We start from the raw sequence: 17,605 nt of genomic DNA on the forward strand, positions 1-17,605 counted from the left end.
AGTTCGCTGCCGAGCAGGCAGCTCAGAAATGACCCACGCCGCCATGGCTGCCACGCTAGCCGTTCGCTGCCGAGCAGGCAGCTCAGAAATCGCGGCTTTCGTCCTGCAGCTCGTACTGCTTGTTCGCTGCCGAGCAGGCAGCTCAGAAAAGCCCCATGACGTGATCGCGCAGGGCGCCGGCGTTCGCTGCCGAGCAGGCAGCTCAGAAAAGCCAGCTGGTCATCGCGGGTGATGTTCTTGAGTTCGCTGCCGAGCAGGCAGCTCAGAAATCCAGAAGAAGAGAAAAAAGCCCAGCTTGCCCGTTCGCTGCCGAGCAGGCAGCTCAGAAACGGCGGGCTACGTGACTGACCTGTTCACCCAGGTTCGCTGCCGAGCAGGCAGCTCAGAAAGTACGTGCTGATGTTCAAGCGCGGATTGGTTTGTTCGCTGCCGAGCAGGCAGCTCAGAAAATAAAAAAACGCCGCCATTGCGGGCAGCGTCTGTTCGCTGCCGAGCAGGCAGCTCAGAAAAGAACTACGGTCTCGATGCGAGCGACAAGGAAGTTCGCTGCCGAACAGGCAGCTCAGAAAAGCCGCCGACCGGCCTTGGTGTTAATCGTGATGTTCGCTGCCGAGCAGGCAGCTCAGAAAAGAACGAATCCTTGGAAACCCACTTGATCAGGGTTCGCTGCCGAGCAGGCAGCTCAGAAAAAATGGTGGCGCGCCCAGCGACTGGCCGATGCGTTCGCTGCCGAGCAGGCAGCTCAGAAATGCCCAATCAGCTCAGCGGCTTCGCGCACGTCGTTCGCTGCCGAGCAGGCAGCTCAGAAAAGCAAGCGGCCAAAGCAGCGGCCGCCGATTTTGTTCGCTGCCGAGCAGGCAGCTCAGAAAACCGGCTGGTTCGATTTAGCGGCGGCCACCAGGTTCGCTGCCGAGCAGGCAGCTCAGAAAATGGCGCAGCACCACCTTCTTGGATACCAGGCGTTCGCTGCCGAGCAGGCAGCTCAGAAAACTCAAATCTGCATCCAGTAGCCTCCGCAATTGTTCGCTGCCGAGCAGGCAGCTCAGAAAGACGCCCGCTGGCGCGTGCGGCTCTTTTACGAGTTCGCTGCCGAGCAGGCAGCTCAGAAACGATCACCGCCGAGTATTCTCAATCCGTGGATGTTCGCTGCCGAGCAGGCAGCTCAGAAATCAACCAGGGCGCGGAAACCGGCGGTACTGTCGTTCGCTGCCGAGCAGGCAGCTCAGAAAGTCAAGGCGCCGGCACGGCTGGCACTGATGCTGTTCGCTGCCGAGCAGGCAGCTCAGAAATGGGCGCCATATTCGAATGCTACGTGGGCGATGTTCGCTGCCGAGCAGGCAGCTCAGAAAATAAAGAGATCGCCAAGCTGCGCGGCTGTTCGGTTCGCTGCCGAGCAGGCAGCTCAGAAAATACATCGTCTCCATGCTTATTCATGGGGAATGTTCGCTGCCGAGCAGGCAGCTCAGAAAAGCGAGATCAACGGCAAGCCGGCGCGGGTGGCGTTCGCTGCCGAGCAGGCAGCTCAGAAACTGCCACCGAGCGCCGAAGGGTCGGAAAAAAAGTTCGCTGCCGAGCAGGCAGCTCAGAAACGCATGCACCGTGCCCGCCGGCTGGAATTTGCGTTCGCTGCCGAGCAGGCAGCTCAGAAAAGCGTGGGCGATGTCGTCCTGGCTCCAGACGAGTTCGCTGCCGAGCAGGCAGCTCAGAAAAGAAAGACCAGTTTTTTACCGGGTTCCTTGAAGTTCGCTGCCGAGCAGGCAGCTCAGAAAAAAGCACGATATCGACGCGGCGCGGTTGAAGCGTTCGCTGCCGAGCAGGCAGCTCAGAAAGTCGGGCATCCAGTAGGTGTAAGCGTCGACGTGTTCGCTGCCGAGCAGGCAGCTCAGAAACACACGACGAATTTGCGGGAGATCCTGTAATGGTTCGCTGCCGAGCAGGCAGCTCAGAAATGGAGCTGATCACCCGAGCCGAGCTGATGCGCGTTCGCTGCCGAGCAGGCAGCTCAGAAAGGGTACGCCAACGCGTACAGGACGCCGCCCGCGTTCGCTGCCGAGCAGGCAGCTCAGAAAATGCGCCACCGCCCACCGAGCCGCACCCACAGGTTCGCTGCCGAGCAGGCAGCTCAGAAAAATGACGTGCTGGCGCTGCTGTCGCCCCGGCGGTTCGCTGCCGAGCAGGCAGCTCAGAAAACCAGGTGGTTAGCGAGCGCACGCAATCCGGGGTTCGCTGCCGAGCAGGCAGCTCAGAAACTGCGCCAAAGTGCCCATTATCTGGACGTGCGGTTCGCTGCCGAGCAGGCAGCTCAGAAACGCAACGAGGCGGCATGGGCTTCACCCGCACCGTTCGCTGCCGAGCAGGCAGCTCAGAAAATTGGCCTGCCGCTAGGAAATCTGACATCACAGTTCGCTGCCGAGCAGGCAGCTCAGAAAACAGCGCTGACCTACTACCAGCGCCGGCTTGCGTTCGCTGCCGAGCAGGCAGCTCAGAAACCGGGGCTGCGTTGGTCTTTCGTCGATGAAGTAGTTCGCTGCCGAGCAGGCAGCTCAGAAAAAGGAGCACACGCGATGACAAATCAACTGGCGGTTCGCTGCCGAGCAGGCAGCTCAGAAAACCGAGGCGGGCGTGACGGTCGAAAGCACCGGGTTCGCTGCCGAGCAGGCAGCTCAGAAATAGCGGCGTCGTGCCCACGCGAATGTAGCCCTGTTCGCTGCCGAGCAGGCAGCTCAGAAATGCCGCAACACACGGCATATAAATTTTGCCGCGTTCGCTGCCGAGCAGGCAGCTCAGAAAGAGTTGCCTTGATCTTCAAGCAGGTCTATCAGGTTCGCTGCCGAGCAGGCAGCTCAGAAAACTATCCGCTCTACCCGGGTGAGCCGCCAGAAGTTCGCTGCCGAGCAGGCAGCTCAGAAATTCCAGGTTGAGGGGAGCGGGCATATCAAAGCGTTCGCTGCCGAGCAGGCAGCTCAGAAAAGACGCCGCCAGCCAGGCCGTGCTGGCCCGCGGTTCGCTGCCGAGCAGGCAGCTCAGAAAACCTCAAAATGGATCGCCGAGATCTACCCGGAGTTCGCTGCCGAGCAGGCAGCTCAGAAAATCATCTCGCGCAGCGCTTCGTCTTCCATGGCGTTCGCTGCCGAGCAGGCAGCTCAGAAAAGTATCAAGCGGTACGCGGGGGCATTGGATTTGTTCGCTGCCGAGCAGGCAGCTCAGAAAAGGACGCGCTTCTAGCATACGCCCGCCGCTTTGTTCGCTGCCGAGCAGGCAGCTCAGAAAATCTGGGCGTTGGCCTGTTCGAATGCGTGGTTGTTCGCTGCCGAGCAGGCAGCTCAGAAAGCTCCGAGGCCCGCGCGGCTGAATCTCTCGTTGTTCGCTGCCGAGCAGGCAGCTCAGAAATCGACGATGGCGCGGGCCAGTGGCGGGCAAACGTTCGCTGCCGAGCAGGCAGCTCAGAAAAGTGCGCGGGCCTCGACCGGACCACCGGTCATGTTCGCTGCCGAGCAGGCAGCTCAGAAAATGCGCGCGCCCGCTGCCCGTTGACACCTGAGGTTCGCTGCCGAGCAGGCAGCTCAGAAAAGCAGATGGCGTTCAGCGTTTCGGGCCATGAGGTTCGCTGCCGAGCAGGCAGCTCAGAAATCGCAAACAAGGACGAGGCGTTGGCGGCTGAGGTTCGCTGCCGAGCAGGCAGTTCAGAGCACTCAAGACGAATAAATCTCAAGCAGCATGCAAAGGGTGCCTGCCGCGCGGGAGGCACCCGCGCTAGCCCTCATCGACGCGTAAAGCGAAGGGGTCGGCAGCCATGCCGAGGGCAGGCTGGAGTATTCTGAAGTGGCCGCGCGTCACCTTCAAGCGTGGTGAAACGATGGACAGGATTGACCCGTTAGGGCGGCCACCGCTACTGTTTAGCGGTGAAGCAAGAGGCCAATATTCGTCTGGCGTACCCTGCTCTGGCAGATGAGGTATCGGGGGATGGCGAACCCGCCTTGCTTCACTCCTCTCGCGCATACATGGCACGTCTGTTTGCGCTCCTTTTGCCAGCGCGGCTTGGCAAGTCACTCACCTCACATCAGTAAAGAATTCTCGCCGACGTAGCTGCCAATAAGGCTGTTCAGGGCGTTGGCAATCTCCTGCTAATGGCTGGCTGGTTTGGGGCAGGCGGTTGGCAGTCGTGGTGGTTGGACATAACGCCGGTTTCGACGAGCATCGAGGGCATATCCGGTTTGAGTACGGAGAATGCGGCTTCGTTGATACGCCGGTTGTGCAGGTGCGTAACGTTTGAGAGCAGCTCAATGGTGCCGGTGGCGAGCTTCCCGGTAGGTCGATCACCATCCGGGGTGGCTGGTCCAGAGTGAATACGTTGTCTTCGAGATGGCCGGCGAGCTCGATGACGGAGCTGGCATCGCCGGTCAGGTTGTCGAGGGTGTAGCGTGGGCGGGTCGAGTTTAAAACGGGGAGGCAAATGGTCCGGGTCTCGTGAGTGGTGGGCCGGCAGCGGGCCGGCCCGGCCGATACGCGTTTTAACGGTCGGATTCGTCTTCGTCCCAATGCTCCATCGCTCGCTTGTCGTCGGGCAGGCGGACGATGTCGTCGATGCTGAGCTTGCCGTGGGTCTTGTAGCGGTGGCCGTGGGCGTCGAGGATGGCGGCGACGCTGCCCACGCTGACGCCTTCGTCCTCGCGGTAGGTTTCCACTTTCACGCGCACGATACGGTTCTGGTAGCGGGCGGAGAGAATGGCGCCGGGGTAGGGGGCCACGTGATTGGGGTCATTCTTGAAGTAGGCGGAAACGCTGGCGCTGCCGGGGTCATCCCATTCGATGTGTTGATGCATCCTCAATATCCCTTGTCGAGCGAATGATGTGCTTAGTGTAGTTTGTACTCACGCAAATCGGCCACTATTCGCCCGGCACGCTTTCAACGTATTGAAACTGAAAGGGTAGCGCGGCGGACTGGCTGGCCCACCATATCCGCTGCCCGGCGCTGATGTAGAGCACCACCGGCGGCGTGTCGTTGGGGGCGTCAATACGTTAGCGCCATGATATTGAAGAGGCCATTAAAAGTATTACGCGCTGTCCAGCGGTCTCGATTCGACTGCTACAGCGAAGCGGCTGAGTTCTTTTGCACTATTTTGGTTCATTAAAGCTGTTTTATGTTTGTTATTGGTGCATTGGATGGCCGTTTATTGAGGCGATCGAGCATCGAAGCGCGGGAACGCAACATTGCGGCGCAGCCTGAAGAATGAAAATTGTTTTCCAAAACAGTTATTTGATATTGGGCCATGCCATATTGGTGCAAAGTTGGCACGCTACGTGCTTTAACAAAGGTAACGGCTGGCGTCGTAGGCAAACGCGTTCGAGCGTGCTACAACGATAGCCGGTTCATTTTACCGCCGGTCCCGGGCGCGACAGCTCAAGGCGCTCCACGCACCGTGCGGATCCACTGTTGTATCGACAGTCGTATCAACAGTGGCTGTATCAACAATACGTTTAATCGATCGCTTAACAGTAGTCGCTTTAAGCCACGCTCATACCGGAGACGGAGAACAGTATGTCAGCCAAGACGCTCGCGCTAATCGAAGAACATGAAGTCAAATGGGTAGATCTGCGTTTCACCGATACGCGCGGTAAAGAGCAGCACGTCACCGTACCGGCACGGGACGTGGACGAAGAGTTTTTTGAAAACGGTCAGATGTTCGATGGCTCCTCCATCGAAGGCTGGAAGGGCATCAACGAATCCGACATGATCCTGCGCCCGGAAGACGGCAGCGCCTTCCTCGACCCCTTCACCGAAGACTCTACCCTGATCCTGCGCTGCGACATCATCGAGCCAGCCACCATGCAGGGCTACGATCGTGACCCGCGCTCCATCGCCAAGCGCGCCGAAGCCTACCTTGAGTCCACTGGCCTTGGCGACACTGCCTTCTTCGGCCCGGAGCCCGAGTTCTTCATTTTCGACCAGGTTCACTGGAAAACCGACATCCAGGGCTCGATGTTCAAGATCTCCTCGGAAGAGGGTGCCTGGGCAACCGACAGCGACGTGGAAGGCGGCAACCTCGGCCACCGTCCGCGCGTGAAGGGCGGCTACTTCCCGGTGCCGCCGGTCGACAGCTTCCACGATATCCGCGGTGCGATGTGTAACACCCTGGAAGCGATCGGTCAGACCGTCGAAGTCCACCACCACGAAGTGGCGAACGCCGGTCAGAACGAAATCGGCGTCAAGTTCAACACCCTGGTGAAGAAGGCCGACGAAGTTCAGGAAATGAAGTACGTGATCCACAACGTGGCCCACGCCTACGGCAAGACCGCGACCTTCATGCCGAAACCGCTGGTCGGCGACAACGGCTCGGGCATGCACGTGCACCAGTCGTTCTGGAAGGATGGTGAAAACCAGTTCGCTGGCGACGAGTACGCGGGCCTTTCTGAAATGGCGCTCTACTACATCGGCGGCATCATCAAGCACGCGCGCGCCCTGAACGCTTTCACCAACGCTTCGACCAACTCCTACAAGCGTCTGGTGCCGGGTTTCGAAGCGCCGGTCATGCTCGCCTACAGCGCGCGTAACCGCTCCGCCTCGATCCGTATTCCGTACACCGCGAGCCCGAAAGGCAAGCGTGTCGAGACTCGCTTCCCCGACCCGACCGCCAACCCGTACCTGGCGTTCTCCGCCATGCTGATGGCGGGCATCGACGGCATCAAGAACAAGATCCACCCGGGTGACGCGATGGACAAGAACCTGTACGACCTGCCGCCGGAAGAGGGCAAGTCCGTACCCACCGTGGCCTCGAGCCTGGACCAGGCGCTGGAAGCACTCGACGCCGACCGCGCGTTCTTGACCGAAGGCGGCGTGTTCACCGACGAGATGATCGACGCCTACATCGAGCTCAAGATGGAAGAAGTGACCCGCATGCGCATGGCCACGCATCCCATCGAGTTCGACATGTACTACAGCTGCTAAGTACAGCTGCCAGGTACAGCTGGCAAGTACGGCTGCTAATATCACCGCGAGGTGTATTGGCTCGAAACCCCGCCTCGGCGGGGTTTTTTTATGGAGGCCGTGATGCAATCGAATCGTTTTATTGGGGCACTGCTTTTCCCGGCACTGATGGTCGCGGCGCTTGCCGCCGGCCCGGCCCTGGCGCAAACCGTCTACCGCGTGGTCGACGAGACCGGGCGGGTGACCTACACCGACAACCCGGAGCGCGGCGGCGAGGCCGTTACGCTTACGCCGCTGCCGAGCGTGCAGAGCGCCCTACCCCCGGCCGCCACACCTGCCCGGGGGCGCCCGGGCCAGCCTTTCATGCCCTATGACCGCTTCGTGATCGAAAGCCCGCCCACCGGGGCATTGCTCAGGGATTCGATGACGCCGGTGGATGTGCGCGTTCAGCCGCCGCTGCGTGAGGATCACCAGATTCGGCTGCTGCTCAACGGCGAGGTGAGCCAGTCGGCGCTTCATAGCGAGGCGTTCTGGCTGACCGGGCTGGCCCAGGGCCAGCACCGGCTGGAAGCGGAACTGCTCGACGCTCAGGGCCGCGTGCAGCACCGCACTGAAGCGGTGAGCATCACCGTCAGCGCTCCCTGATATGCACTAAAATAGTGCATTGGCAGCGCGCCTTCGCTACGCTGCCGCGCGCTTTAGCTCCCAGGCGCGCAAAAGCCGTGCGTGAACGCCGTGCACGGCGGCATTGCTGCACGATTGGCGCGCTTTTTGCAGCTCCACCTTTGTGCGCCGCGCAACCCGGCGCCGATTCATGCACTTCAAGGGCTCTTCAGGACACGCCATGTATCAGCGTTTACTCGAACATCTCACCACCGCCGTGCTGCTGCTGGATGGTGAACTGCGCGTTGGCTGGATGAACCCCGCCGCCGAGGCGCTGCTGGCGGTGAGCATCAGCCGGGTGAAAGGCACGAGCCTGGATACGCTGTTGGGCTGCGGTGACAGTGTCGATAACGTGCTGGCCAAGGCGCGCGACGCCTTTCACCCTTACACCCAGCGCGAGGCGCGCATTACCCCGCTCAACGGCGAGCCGCTGACCGTGGACTACACGGTTACGCCGCTCTCGCCCGATGAACTGCTGCTGGAGGTGGAGCCGCGCGACCGGCTGATGCAGATCTCCCGGGAAGAGGCGCTGACCACCCGCCAGGAGACGATCAAGGTGCTGGCGCGTGGCCTGGCCCACGAAGTGAAGAATCCGCTGGGCGGCATTCGCGGCGCCGCGCAGCTGTTGGAGCGCGACCTCGACGACCCGGCGCTGCGCGAATACACCCATATCATCGTCGAGGAGGTCGACCGGCTGAAGGATCTGGTCGACTCCATGCTGGGCCCCAATCGCATCACTCGGCACGCGCCGGTCAATATTCACAAGGTGCTCGAGCGGGTGCGCGCGCTGCTGCTGGCCGAGCATCCGGGCATCACCATCACCCGCGATTACGACCCGAGCCTGCCGGAGCTCTCCGGCGACGAATCACAGATGATTCAGGCGGTGCTGAACGTGGCGCGCAACGCCGTTCAGGCCATGACCGAGGCCGAGACCGAGGCGCCGGAACTGATTCTGCGCACTCGCGCCAAGCGCCAGTTCACGTTGGGCGCCGAGCGCCACCGGCTGGTCAGCGAAGTGGGGTTGATCGATAACGGCCCCGGCATTCCCGAGCCGTTGATGGCCACGCTGTTTTTCCCGATGGTATCCGGCCGCGCCGAGGGCAGCGGTCTGGGGCTTTCCATCGCTCAGTCGATTCTGCATCAGCATCACGGATTGATCGAATGCGACTCACAGCCAGGACGGACCGAGTTTCGTCTTCTAATTCCGTTGGTTAATCACATTACCGGAGACGCATCATGACTGAGGCGGCACACACCGACGTATCACGGGTCCTCATCGTCGACGACGACCGCGCCATCCGCTGGGTGTTGGAGCGCGCGCTCGCGCAGCCGGATTTACAGGTCGAATGCATCGAGCGCGCCGATAACGCCCTCGACGCGCTCTTGAACAACCCGCCGGACGTGCTGGTCACTGATATTCGCATGCCGGGTATCGACGGGCTGGACTTGATGGCGCGGGTACGCGCCGCGCACCCGGACCTGCCGGTGATCGTGATGACCGCGCATTCGGATCTCGACAGCGCCGTGGCCTCCTATCAGGGCGGCGCCTTCGAGTACCTGCCCAAGCCCTTCGATGTCGACGAGGCGCTGGCGCTGGTGCGCCGCGCGGTCGCCCATGCCCGCGAGCGCCAGCGCCCGGTCAGCGTGCCGGAAGGGCTCAACGCCGAGATCATCGGCGAGGCGCCGGCGATGCAGGAGGTGTTTCGCGCCATCGGGCGGCTGTCGCATTCGCATATTACGGTGCTGATCAACGGCGAGTCCGGTACCGGCAAGGAGCGCGTCGCCCAGGCGCTGCATCAGCACAGTCCGCGGGCAGGCAAGCCGTTCATCGCCCTGAACATGGCGGCGATCCCGCGGGATCTGATCGAATCCGAATTGTTCGGTCACGAAAAGGGCGCCTTTACCGGCGCCAACGCTCAGCGCCAGGGACGCTTCGAGCAGGCCAACGGCGGCACGCTGTTTCTCGACGAGATCGGCGACATGCCGGCGGAGACCCAGACGCGGCTCTTGCGCGTGCTGGCCGATGGCGAGTTCTACCGCGTGGGGGGGCACACGCCGGTCAAGGTGGACGTGCGCATCATCGCCGCGACCCACCAGAACCTGGAGTCGCTGGTCGACGAAGGGCGCTTTCGCGAGGATCTCTTCCACCGCCTGAACGTCATTCGCGTTCATCTGCCCAAGCTCGCCGAGCGGCGCGAGGACATTCCGCGCCTGACCCACCACTTTCTTGCCGAGGCCGCCCGCGAGCTCGCCACCGACGTCAAGGTGCTGACTCCGGAGACCGAAACTCACCTCACCAAATTGCCCTGGCCCGGCAACGTGCGCCAGCTCGAGAACATCTGCCGCTGGCTGACGGTGATGGCTTCCGGACGCGAAATTCTGATCGAGGACTTGCCGCCGGAGCTGCGTACGCTCGGCGCCGCGCCGGAAGGCGCCCACGGCGACTGGCGCACCGCCTTTCGCGGCTGGGCGGATCACGCCCTGGCCGAAGGCCATACTCATCTACTGGAGGAGGCAGTGCCGGACTTCGAGCGCATTCTGATCGAAACCGCGCTCAAACACACCGGCGGGCGCAAGGGCGAAGCCGCCGAGCTTTTGGGTTGGGGGCGCAACACGCTCACCCGCAAGCTGAAAACGCTGCTACCGGCGCTGGCCGACGAGGCGTGAGGTTATTACGAGCCAAACTCGCACTCGGGGTTGGCTCACGCTTTCTGGCACAGCGCCAGAAAGCGCTCGAAGTCGGCGAGGATAGTGTCGAGGCTTTCGTGCAGGCGGTGGTCGTCATCGACCATGCGCAGTGAAAGCCGCTGACGGCGGGCGTGCTCGATGACCGGCTCGCAAGGCACCACGTCGTCGCGCCAGCCGTGAATGATATGCGTATGCCGGGCTTTGATCTCCACCGTCGTTTCCGGGTAGTCCGGCATGCCCAGCGCCGGGGCGAGTAGAAAGCAGCCCCGCACCGGGTGGCGCTGGCTAAGGGCCGCACTCAAGAAACCGCCCAGGCTCGACCCCGCCATGATGCAATGGGCGGGGTCGTCGCCCCGCGCCTTTAACGTGGCCAGCAGGTGCTCGAAGCGCGCCTGGTGGCTCGGCTGGTCGCGGTAGTCCATGACCACCGCCTCAACGTCCTCGCACTTCTCTACCACGCCCTTGAGCGCCTGTACCTTGAGCGCCTGAGGGCCGCTTTCGAGCCCGTGCGAGAGATAGACGTGGGTCAGCATCAATCCTCCGCGGCGTCCTGAACGACCCGGCCTCCCTGTTCGATATCGCGTCCCATTCCCTGGAACGTGTTGCAGCCGCTTACCAGAATAAGAGTCATCAACAGCGCAAAACCCAAAGCGATCGAGCGTTTCATTGGCGAGTACCTGTAGTGGCGTCAAACGAGTAAGGAGGTGCGTCGGCGCAGGGCAACCGGCCCGCCGGGCGATCCTGTCCTTACTTTAGCCAGCAATATGCGCTTTGGTAAGAGGAATTTATCGGCCAGGTAAAAGCAGCGGGGCGCGGGCAGTGCCCGCGCCCCGTGTGCCTGACAGGCTTCACGTCAGGCAGTAGGCTTACGCCTCTTTCGGTGGGATGAAACGGCGTTTGGTGGCCCCTTCCCGGTAGGTCATCTCGGAAGGCAGCTGCAGCATCTCCACCAGGCTGCCCCAGGGGGTGTGGAAAAACCACAGCTTGTTGCCCGGGCCGCTCTCGGCGTCGAAGCAGTCCTGGGGGCCTTCGAACATCGTAGCGCCGGCGGCTTTCGCCGCGCGGCCTGCCGCGTCGATATCGTCGACGACGATGGAGAAGTGGGTCAGGCCCAGCGAGCAGATCTGTGCCGGCTCGCCGGTCGGTTTGGAGACTTCGAACAGCTCCAGATTGGCGCCGCCGCCCATGCGCAGCATCGAGATGGCGCGCTGGGCGTTGTCCCTGGGCATACCGTTGATCGCACCCACTTCCTCACCGGACTGGTCGTCGGCGGACTTGGGCAGCACCCGGTAGAGGACATCGGCGTCGAAGGCCTCGATGAAGAACGCTTCCGCCTCTTCGATGTTGGGCACGGTCATGCCGACGTGCTCGATTCCGCGAACGTTCGCCATTTTAAAGCTCCTTGAAGGCAGCGACGGCGACTTCGGCCAGTTCCTGCTCCAGCGACTCAAAAGCGCCGGAAACCGACACGGCGCCCACGCTCTGGCCATTGACCTTCAAGGGCTCCGAACCACCCAGCGGAATCAGCCCCGGCATGTTGCCGATGTAATCCTGCTCTTCAGCGGCCATTTTGGAGAATTTGGTCAGCGGCTCTTCGAACTTCGCCGCCGAGATCGCCTTTTCGATCGCCCCGTTCACGCCGCCGGCGACGGCGCCGTCCATCCGGTGAAACTCCACCAGCCAGCCGCCGCGGTCGACCACCGCGATCGAGACCGGGAAGTCACGCTTCCTGGCCTCCGCCACGGTCGCCTCGATGATCGCATGGGCGCCAGCGGTGGTAATGCTTGCCCAGGTGTGGGTCTTCTCGCTCATGATGAAATCCTTTTATCAATTGAAGAATTACGCATGCAGGGTGGCTTGAGTATGGCCCCCTGCGGCACTCCTGGCCGTTACGGCGCTGCTAATTAAGCGCGCCCTGAAAAAGTAGCCGTGACAGTCACGCTTCGCCAGCCGACTAGCTGCGTCAACTTGTCATGGCCCTCAGGATTTAATGTCGCATGTGTCAGTTCTATACAGCGTGAGGGCGCCTGAACCCGGTAAAACGGGTTGTTCTTGAAAACCATTTTTATTTTAATTTTTTGAATTTAAAGACTTTTTGTATTTTTATAGCGATGTTGGCCTGATGAGTGCAGTTATTTATTCAGGAGTACCGTAATGATTCAACAAGCCATTATCGGTTTGAGCAGGCTACAGAACATACAGGATGGCAGGAAGCCGCTACTCAAAATGGATTTTTAAGGACGCTAGTCTGCTCACTCTTACCGGCGCACGGTGGCGCCGTCATCAAGGCCAGGGAGTGGCGACGATGCAAACCGGCCATTTCGGGTAATCGAAATGGCTTTTTTGCGTGTATGGGAAATTTCTAATGTATTGATATTTGTACGTATTTTGTCATGACCAAGGTTTGATGAAGAATCTGTATAGTATTTTATACGGATAGCGTTCCCGTTTTGGTCTATCCTCTGGGATACACCAATTCAGCGGCCATAAGACGTCAACGCACGGCCGCCTACTCAGGGACACGCGTCATGGCAATGGCTCTAATGTTCGTCATGTTTTTACTGTTTCTAGGTTTTTCCGCGGTGGGGGTGTACGTCGTTTTCAAGACGTCCTTTCTGACCCGCGAAGAGCTCGACGACATCCCGCCCGATCTCAAGTAAGCGTATCTGAAGCGACGCCTTTTCCCACTCCGATTCATAACGCCCTACGCCCGCTTTTGCGGGCGTAGGGCGTTTGGTATGTGCACGCTGAATACGACTACTGGCTTTTCGCCTGCCAGCGCCCCTTGCCGCGCTCGGGTACCATCCGCCCGAAGTACAAAAGCCCGAAGGCGAGCCAGCCGGCGGTCAGCAGGGCGGTGAGAATGAGAACGGCGAGCGCGCCGAACTCGGCAATCAGCGGAAGCGCGGCGGCGGTAAAGAGCCCGCCACCCACGATCGGCTCGAACATCAGCTGCTTGTAGCCAAAGCTTTCCAGCGCCCCGGACTCGTTTTTTGGGTCGGCCATGCGCATCAGCAAAAGCCCTGTCACCGTGACGCCCATGGATTGGCCGAAGTCGCCGATGCCGCGCTCGAACCAGTGGTGTGGAATGATGCGCGGCGCCAGCACGATCAGCACGAAAAGCCCCCAGGCGATACCGGCAAACGACAGCAGTAGAAACGGGATCAGGTAGTCGCTGAGGGTGGTGAGCGAGAGCGTCGCGAGTGCCGCGACGATGGTGAAGTCCAGCGCAGTGCCGGCGATGCGCGACATGGTGCGCGTCGAGACGTGGCGCTCCAGACCAAAGCGCATGACGAAAAGCTGCACGATCACCCCGCCGATCATGGCGATCGGGAATAGCGGCACGTGGGCCAGAATCTCGATGCCGCCGTCACTTGCCCAGGTGGCCTGTTCGATCCACTGAAGCCCCGAGAGAATCAGCCAGCCGATCACGATAGCCAGGCCCACCAGGCCGATATGCAGGCTCAGCGGGTCGGTGGTGCCGGCTTCCTGGGTCAGATCCTTCTTGAACTCGCTGAACTCATCGGTCGAGGGGCGCTCCTCGTCGCGAAGAGTCTCATCCGGTGCTGACTCCTGTTCCTGCTCCGGCGTCACGACCCCGCGCCGCGCGGCGATGTTGATCATGAGCGTGCCGATCAGCACGCCAGAAACGATCCCTACCGTGGCAAGGCCCAGCGCCAGATCCGCGCCTTCGGCAAAGCCCAGCTCGGCGAAGGTATCGCCCATGCCCGCAGCGGTGCCGTGGCCGCCCTCAAAGCCGATCTCGATCAGCGCGCCGGCCATGGGGTTCATGCCGAACACCGGCGCCAGCACCAAAAGCGCCAGCGTAAGCCCTACCACGTACTGCCCCCAGGCCATGGTCTGGCCGACCACCACTTGAGGCCCGGCGCGCATCCAGATCGTTCTGAGTCCGGGGATGGTTTTGCCGATGAACAGCGCCGCGAACACCACGTTGATCAAAAGCCCCGGCAGCGCCGACCAGCTCTCCTGCACGTAGCCGGGAAAGAGCCCGGGGCTGCCCTCGAAAAGCTCCGGAATGAAGCGGCCCAGCACGTCCGGGCCCATCAGCAGAATCAACAGCCCCGCGATCACCGAGCTTGGCAAGAACAGGCGTCGAAGCCAGGGCAGCAGTAGCCGAATGGCGTTACTGAGCAACAGCGCCAGGCCAATCAGCACTAGCGCAATGAAGAGTTCCCCTACGGTCATGGTCATGTCATCACTCCCTGATGAGCAGCAATGGTGGTACGCGCCCTTGAGTTTTATAAGCGTCTGGAGTGAATTAACCGTAGTGGTTTTTTAGTAAAAGCGCTATCAGGGCACCAGGTAGAGCGCGAGCAGCGCAAAGCCGTAGCCGATTGCCGCGCCGGCCAGCACGTCGCTTGCGTAGTGAAGCCCAAGCCCCACCCGCGAGATCGCGATCAAGCCGCTCAGCGGTAGCACCACGGCCAGCAGCCAGGGCGTATGCGCGGCCACCAGCACGCAGAACATCACCGCGTGCATGGTATGCCCGCTTGGGAAGCTGTAGCGATCGCGGGCGGGCTCGCCGCAGTGTACGCCGCCCAGATACGTAATGAACGGCCGCTCGCGGCAAAGGCGCGTCTTGATCAGCCGGTAAACCGCCATCGCGACCAGCGCGATGGCACTGTACTGCAGCACCCGGCGATGGCCGTCGGCTGCAAGCCAGGGCTGCGCGGCGATCAGCAGCACCCACGCCGGCCAGTCCCCCAGCCGGCTGGCGATTTGCAGCACGCGCCGCCATACCGGGTTCAGCGACAAGCGGGTGACGCGCTGGCAAAAGCGCCACTCCCAGGTATCAAGACGATCGAACGCGACAAGCGGGCGAGTGCGCATGGTGGGTCTCCTGAGCTTGCTGTAGATAACGCTTGAACTGCTCGGCGATGCCGGACCAGCTGTGTTCGAGCACGCCAAGCCGCGCCGCGCGCCCAAGCCTGGCGTAGTCCGCCGGGTGTTGGCAAAGCTCGGCAGCGGCCCGGCACAGTCCGGCGGCGTCGGTAGGGGGAAGGCTCAACCCGTTGTGGCCATGACAGATCAGCTCGGCGCTGGCGGCGTGGGCGAACGCCACTACCGCCAGGCCGCTGGCCATGGCCTCGGTGATCACGTTACCCCAGGTCTCGGAAAGCGAAGTAAAGACGAAGATGTCGGCGCTGGCGTAGTGGCGGGCCAGCGTCGGTTGATCGAGAAATCCGGTGAAGTGCGCCTGGGGCAGCGCCTGTTGCAGCTGCTCGCGGGCGGGGCCGTCGCCGACGATCACCTGGGCCATGTCCGGGCGCACTTCGCGCATGGCCTGAAAGGCGTCCACCAGCAGCGTCAGGTTCTTTTCCGCGGCGAGCCGCCCGACGTAAAGCGCCACCGGCTGGTGCTCGCCCACACCCCATTGGGCGCGCAGCGCGCTCTGCCGATGCGCGGGGGAGAAGTGCGCGCCGTCGATCCCGCGCGAAAGCACGCTGACATCCCGAATACCCGCCCGGCGCAGGGCGCTGGCTTGGGCGTTGGTCGGCACCAGAGTGAGGGCGCAGCCGTTGTGAAAGTGGCGCAGGTAGCGCAGCGTCGTCGAGCCAAGCCAGGCGATGCCGTAGTCCTGGCAGTAGTGGTCGAAGTTGGTGTGCCAGCCCGCCACGCATACGATGCCGAGCTTGCGCGCGGCGTGGCGCGCGGCGAGTCCCAGCGGGCCTTGGGTAGCGAGATACACTACGTCCGGCGGGTTCTGCTTGAGAAAGCGTTGGATCTGACCGGGAGTGGCCAACCCGACCTGTACCTCGGCGTAGCCGGGCAGCGGCAGCCGGTGCACCTGGAGCTCGCGGCCGGCGCCTTTGAGGTGCCCGCCCGCACGCGGTCTGGGGCGCACGACATCGACCCGAACGCCTTTGTGTTCGAGCTCGAAGGCGAGGCGCTTGAGCGTATGGGCTACGCCGTTGATATCCGGCGCCCAGGTCTCACTCACGATACAAAGCCGCATGCGCCTCGCTCCCTCGGTCACGTTTTATAAAGCCTCGCAAAACGCCATGACAGGCCGGGGTCAGGCGCGTGAACAACGTGTGACAAGGCGAGCTTTAAAAGCGTCGAACAAGCGCTCGCACTTATCTTTTATCAAGTTTCATTAGAAAGTGCTTAAAGGTGGCGCAAAGCCGCAGTGCTTTAAGGCTGACGTAATAAAACTCCGGCAGCATGCCTGCGCACAAGGGAGAACGGCTGACCAGGCGGCGGGCAAAAAGCCGGGTTTGCGTTCACGATCAAACCATCACGAAGGTGGTTGAATACAATAGGGTGGCGCATGTTGGAAAGGATGGTATGGGTGACGCTGGTCGGTTTGTTCACGGCGTCGGGGGCCAGGGCCGCGTTGGTGTACGACGAAGGGGAGACGTCGGTCGATATTTACGGGCGTCTGGCGACGGGAATTGAAGGCGGAGGCCCCAGCGACGGCGTGAACAACGACGCGGCGTTTGCCGATTTCGGCTCACGTTTGGGCTTTCGACTCAGCCAGCGCCTGACTCGCGATGTAAGCGCCTTTGGTCACCTCGAGTGGCGCTTTGACAGCAGCCGGCAAGATCAGCCCGGGTTCGATGAGTTGCGCCAGAGCTATATGGGTCTTGAGAGCGACCGATTCGGTACCTTCACCGCGGGTAACTTCGATAGCGTTTACGATAACTTCGTCATGAGCGTGTTCGATGTTTACGTGGGCGAAGGCTACGAATTTGCCGGCGACAGCCTGCAGGCGCGCGGCGACTCGATCGGCTACCAAACGCCGGAGCTCAACGGCTTTCAGGCGGTTCTGGCGGTCAAGCACTTCTCCGAACGCGGCCTGACCGTCGAGGAGCAGACCGACCGTGGGAGCGGCTTCTCCTCACAAGGGGGCGTGGGCTATCAGGCCGGGCCGATGCGCCTGGCGCTGGGTTTCGTCGATGACGACGTGCGCGGCGGCGGTAACAACCAGACCCGCCTGGGCAGTACGCTCGCCTACGAACCCTCCGATGACATGCTGCTACGCCTGGGGTTCGAATCCAGAGGCGATAGCGATGTGTACGGCGGTGGCTTCGAGCGCTACGGCGTAGGCGCTACCTACACCATCGGCTCGCTAAGCCTGAACGGCGATTACTATAACATCGACCCGGACGACAGCCGCGGCTCGCGCAACGCCTGGGCGTTGGGCACGCTGTATAAGCTGAGCGAAGACTTCGATACCTTCGCCGAGCTCTACAACGCCGATCGCAAAGCGCTGAGCGACACCGATACCGACGACGTCTACTACGCCGTTGGCGCGCGCTACTATTTCTAGGCCACCTTCCTGGTCACCTTTCAAGCCACGCCTTG

The 17,605-nt window shown here is 61.8% G+C and carries 14 protein-coding genes and 1 CRISPR repeat array (1 of these 15 only partly in view); of the genes, 6 read left to right on the top strand and 8 right to left on the bottom strand.

Annotated elements, in window-relative coordinates:
* Positions 1-3,690: direct repeats of the CRISPR family, unit length 28 nt; unit sequence GTTCGCTGCCGAGCAGGCAGCTCAGAAA (it extends 2,339 nt beyond the left edge of the window).
* An 821-nt stretch (positions 3,691-4,511) separates the two neighbouring features.
* Positions 4,512-4,823 (bottom strand): hypothetical protein, encoded by a 312-nt coding sequence (locus ACGK9R_RS00745; RefSeq protein ID WP_394577648.1) that lies wholly within the window; start codon positions 4,821-4,823, stop codon positions 4,512-4,514.
* Positions 4,824-5,539: 716 nt separating this feature from the next.
* Between ACGK9R_RS00745 and glnA the strand changes: the two genes are divergently transcribed.
* From glnA to glnG, 4 genes are all read left to right on the top strand, one after another.
* On the top strand, positions 5,540-6,946 hold the full coding sequence (gene glnA / locus ACGK9R_RS00750) for a glutamate--ammonia ligase (RefSeq protein WP_394577649.1): 1,407 nt from the start codon (positions 5,540-5,542) through the stop codon (positions 6,944-6,946).
* A 102-nt stretch (positions 6,947-7,048) separates the two neighbouring features.
* On the top strand, positions 7,049-7,570 hold the full coding sequence (locus tag ACGK9R_RS00755) for a DUF4124 domain-containing protein (RefSeq protein ID WP_394577650.1): 522 nt from the start codon (positions 7,049-7,051) through the stop codon (positions 7,568-7,570).
* A 199-nt stretch (positions 7,571-7,769) separates the two neighbouring features.
* On the top strand, positions 7,770-8,828 hold the full coding sequence (glnL, locus tag ACGK9R_RS00760; RefSeq protein WP_394577651.1) for a nitrogen regulation protein NR(II): 1,059 nt from the start codon (positions 7,770-7,772) through the stop codon (positions 8,826-8,828).
* On the top strand, positions 8,825-10,255 hold the full coding sequence (glnG, locus tag ACGK9R_RS00765; RefSeq protein WP_394577652.1) for a nitrogen regulation protein NR(I): 1,431 nt from the start codon (positions 8,825-8,827) through the stop codon (positions 10,253-10,255). Before glnL ends, glnG begins: the two co-directional genes overlap by 4 nt.
* A gap of 35 nt (positions 10,256-10,290) precedes the next feature.
* Here the strand turns inward: glnG and ACGK9R_RS00770 are convergent, their stop codons facing one another.
* The 4 genes from ACGK9R_RS00770 to ACGK9R_RS00785 all read right to left on the bottom strand — a co-directional run bounded on the left by ACGK9R_RS00770 (position 10,291) and on the right by ACGK9R_RS00785 (position 12,088).
* On the bottom strand, positions 10,291-10,806 hold the full coding sequence (locus tag ACGK9R_RS00770; RefSeq protein WP_394578546.1) for a YqiA/YcfP family alpha/beta fold hydrolase: 516 nt from the start codon (positions 10,804-10,806) through the stop codon (positions 10,291-10,293).
* Positions 10,807-10,808: 2 nt separating this feature from the next.
* On the bottom strand, positions 10,809-10,943 hold the full coding sequence (locus tag ACGK9R_RS00775) for an entericidin A/B family lipoprotein (RefSeq protein ID WP_394577653.1): 135 nt from the start codon (positions 10,941-10,943) through the stop codon (positions 10,809-10,811).
* Positions 10,944-11,142: 199 nt separating this feature from the next.
* Entirely contained in the window at positions 11,143-11,667 is a 525-nt protein-coding gene (locus tag ACGK9R_RS00780; RefSeq protein ID WP_394577654.1) for a VOC family protein, read from the bottom strand.
* A 1-nt stretch (position 11,668) separates the two neighbouring features.
* Positions 11,669-12,088: a heme-binding protein gene (locus ACGK9R_RS00785; protein ID WP_394577655.1), complete on the bottom strand. Its 420-nt coding sequence runs from the start codon at positions 12,086-12,088 to the stop codon at positions 11,669-11,671.
* A gap of 716 nt (positions 12,089-12,804) precedes the next feature.
* Between ACGK9R_RS00785 and ACGK9R_RS00790 the strand changes: the two genes are divergently transcribed.
* Positions 12,805-12,936, top strand: coding sequence for a hypothetical protein (locus ACGK9R_RS00790; RefSeq protein WP_394577656.1), 132 nt, complete (start codon positions 12,805-12,807; stop codon positions 12,934-12,936).
* 97 nt (positions 12,937-13,033) lie between these two features.
* Here ACGK9R_RS00790 and ACGK9R_RS00795 read toward each other — a convergent pair whose 3' ends face one another.
* The 3 genes from ACGK9R_RS00795 to ACGK9R_RS00805 all read right to left on the bottom strand — a co-directional run bounded on the left by ACGK9R_RS00795 (position 13,034) and on the right by ACGK9R_RS00805 (position 16,253).
* Complete coding sequence (locus tag ACGK9R_RS00795) at positions 13,034-14,488, bottom strand: sodium/glutamate symporter (protein WP_394577657.1); 1,455 nt, start codon at positions 14,486-14,488, stop codon at positions 13,034-13,036.
* Positions 14,489-14,587: 99 nt separating this feature from the next.
* The gene (locus tag ACGK9R_RS00800) at positions 14,588-15,127 is read right to left on the bottom strand and encodes a phosphatase PAP2 family protein (protein ID WP_394577658.1); all 540 of its coding nucleotides are present in this window, start codon (positions 15,125-15,127) and stop codon (positions 14,588-14,590) included.
* Entirely contained in the window at positions 15,090-16,253 is a 1,164-nt protein-coding gene (locus ACGK9R_RS00805) for a glycosyltransferase family 4 protein (protein WP_394577659.1), read from the bottom strand. Before ACGK9R_RS00805 ends, ACGK9R_RS00800 begins: the two co-directional genes overlap by 38 nt.
* Positions 16,254-16,568: 315 nt before the next feature.
* Between ACGK9R_RS00805 and ACGK9R_RS00810 the strand changes: the two genes are divergently transcribed.
* Positions 16,569-17,570, top strand: coding sequence for a porin (locus tag ACGK9R_RS00810; RefSeq protein ID WP_394577660.1), 1,002 nt, complete (start codon positions 16,569-16,571; stop codon positions 17,568-17,570).
* The last annotated feature ends 35 nt before the right edge of the window (positions 17,571-17,605 follow it).

The sequence above is a fragment of the Halomonas sp. HNIBRBA4712 genome (genome assembly GCF_043558675.1).
In the GTDB taxonomy this organism is placed as follows: Bacteria; Pseudomonadota; Gammaproteobacteria; order Pseudomonadales; family Halomonadaceae; genus Vreelandella.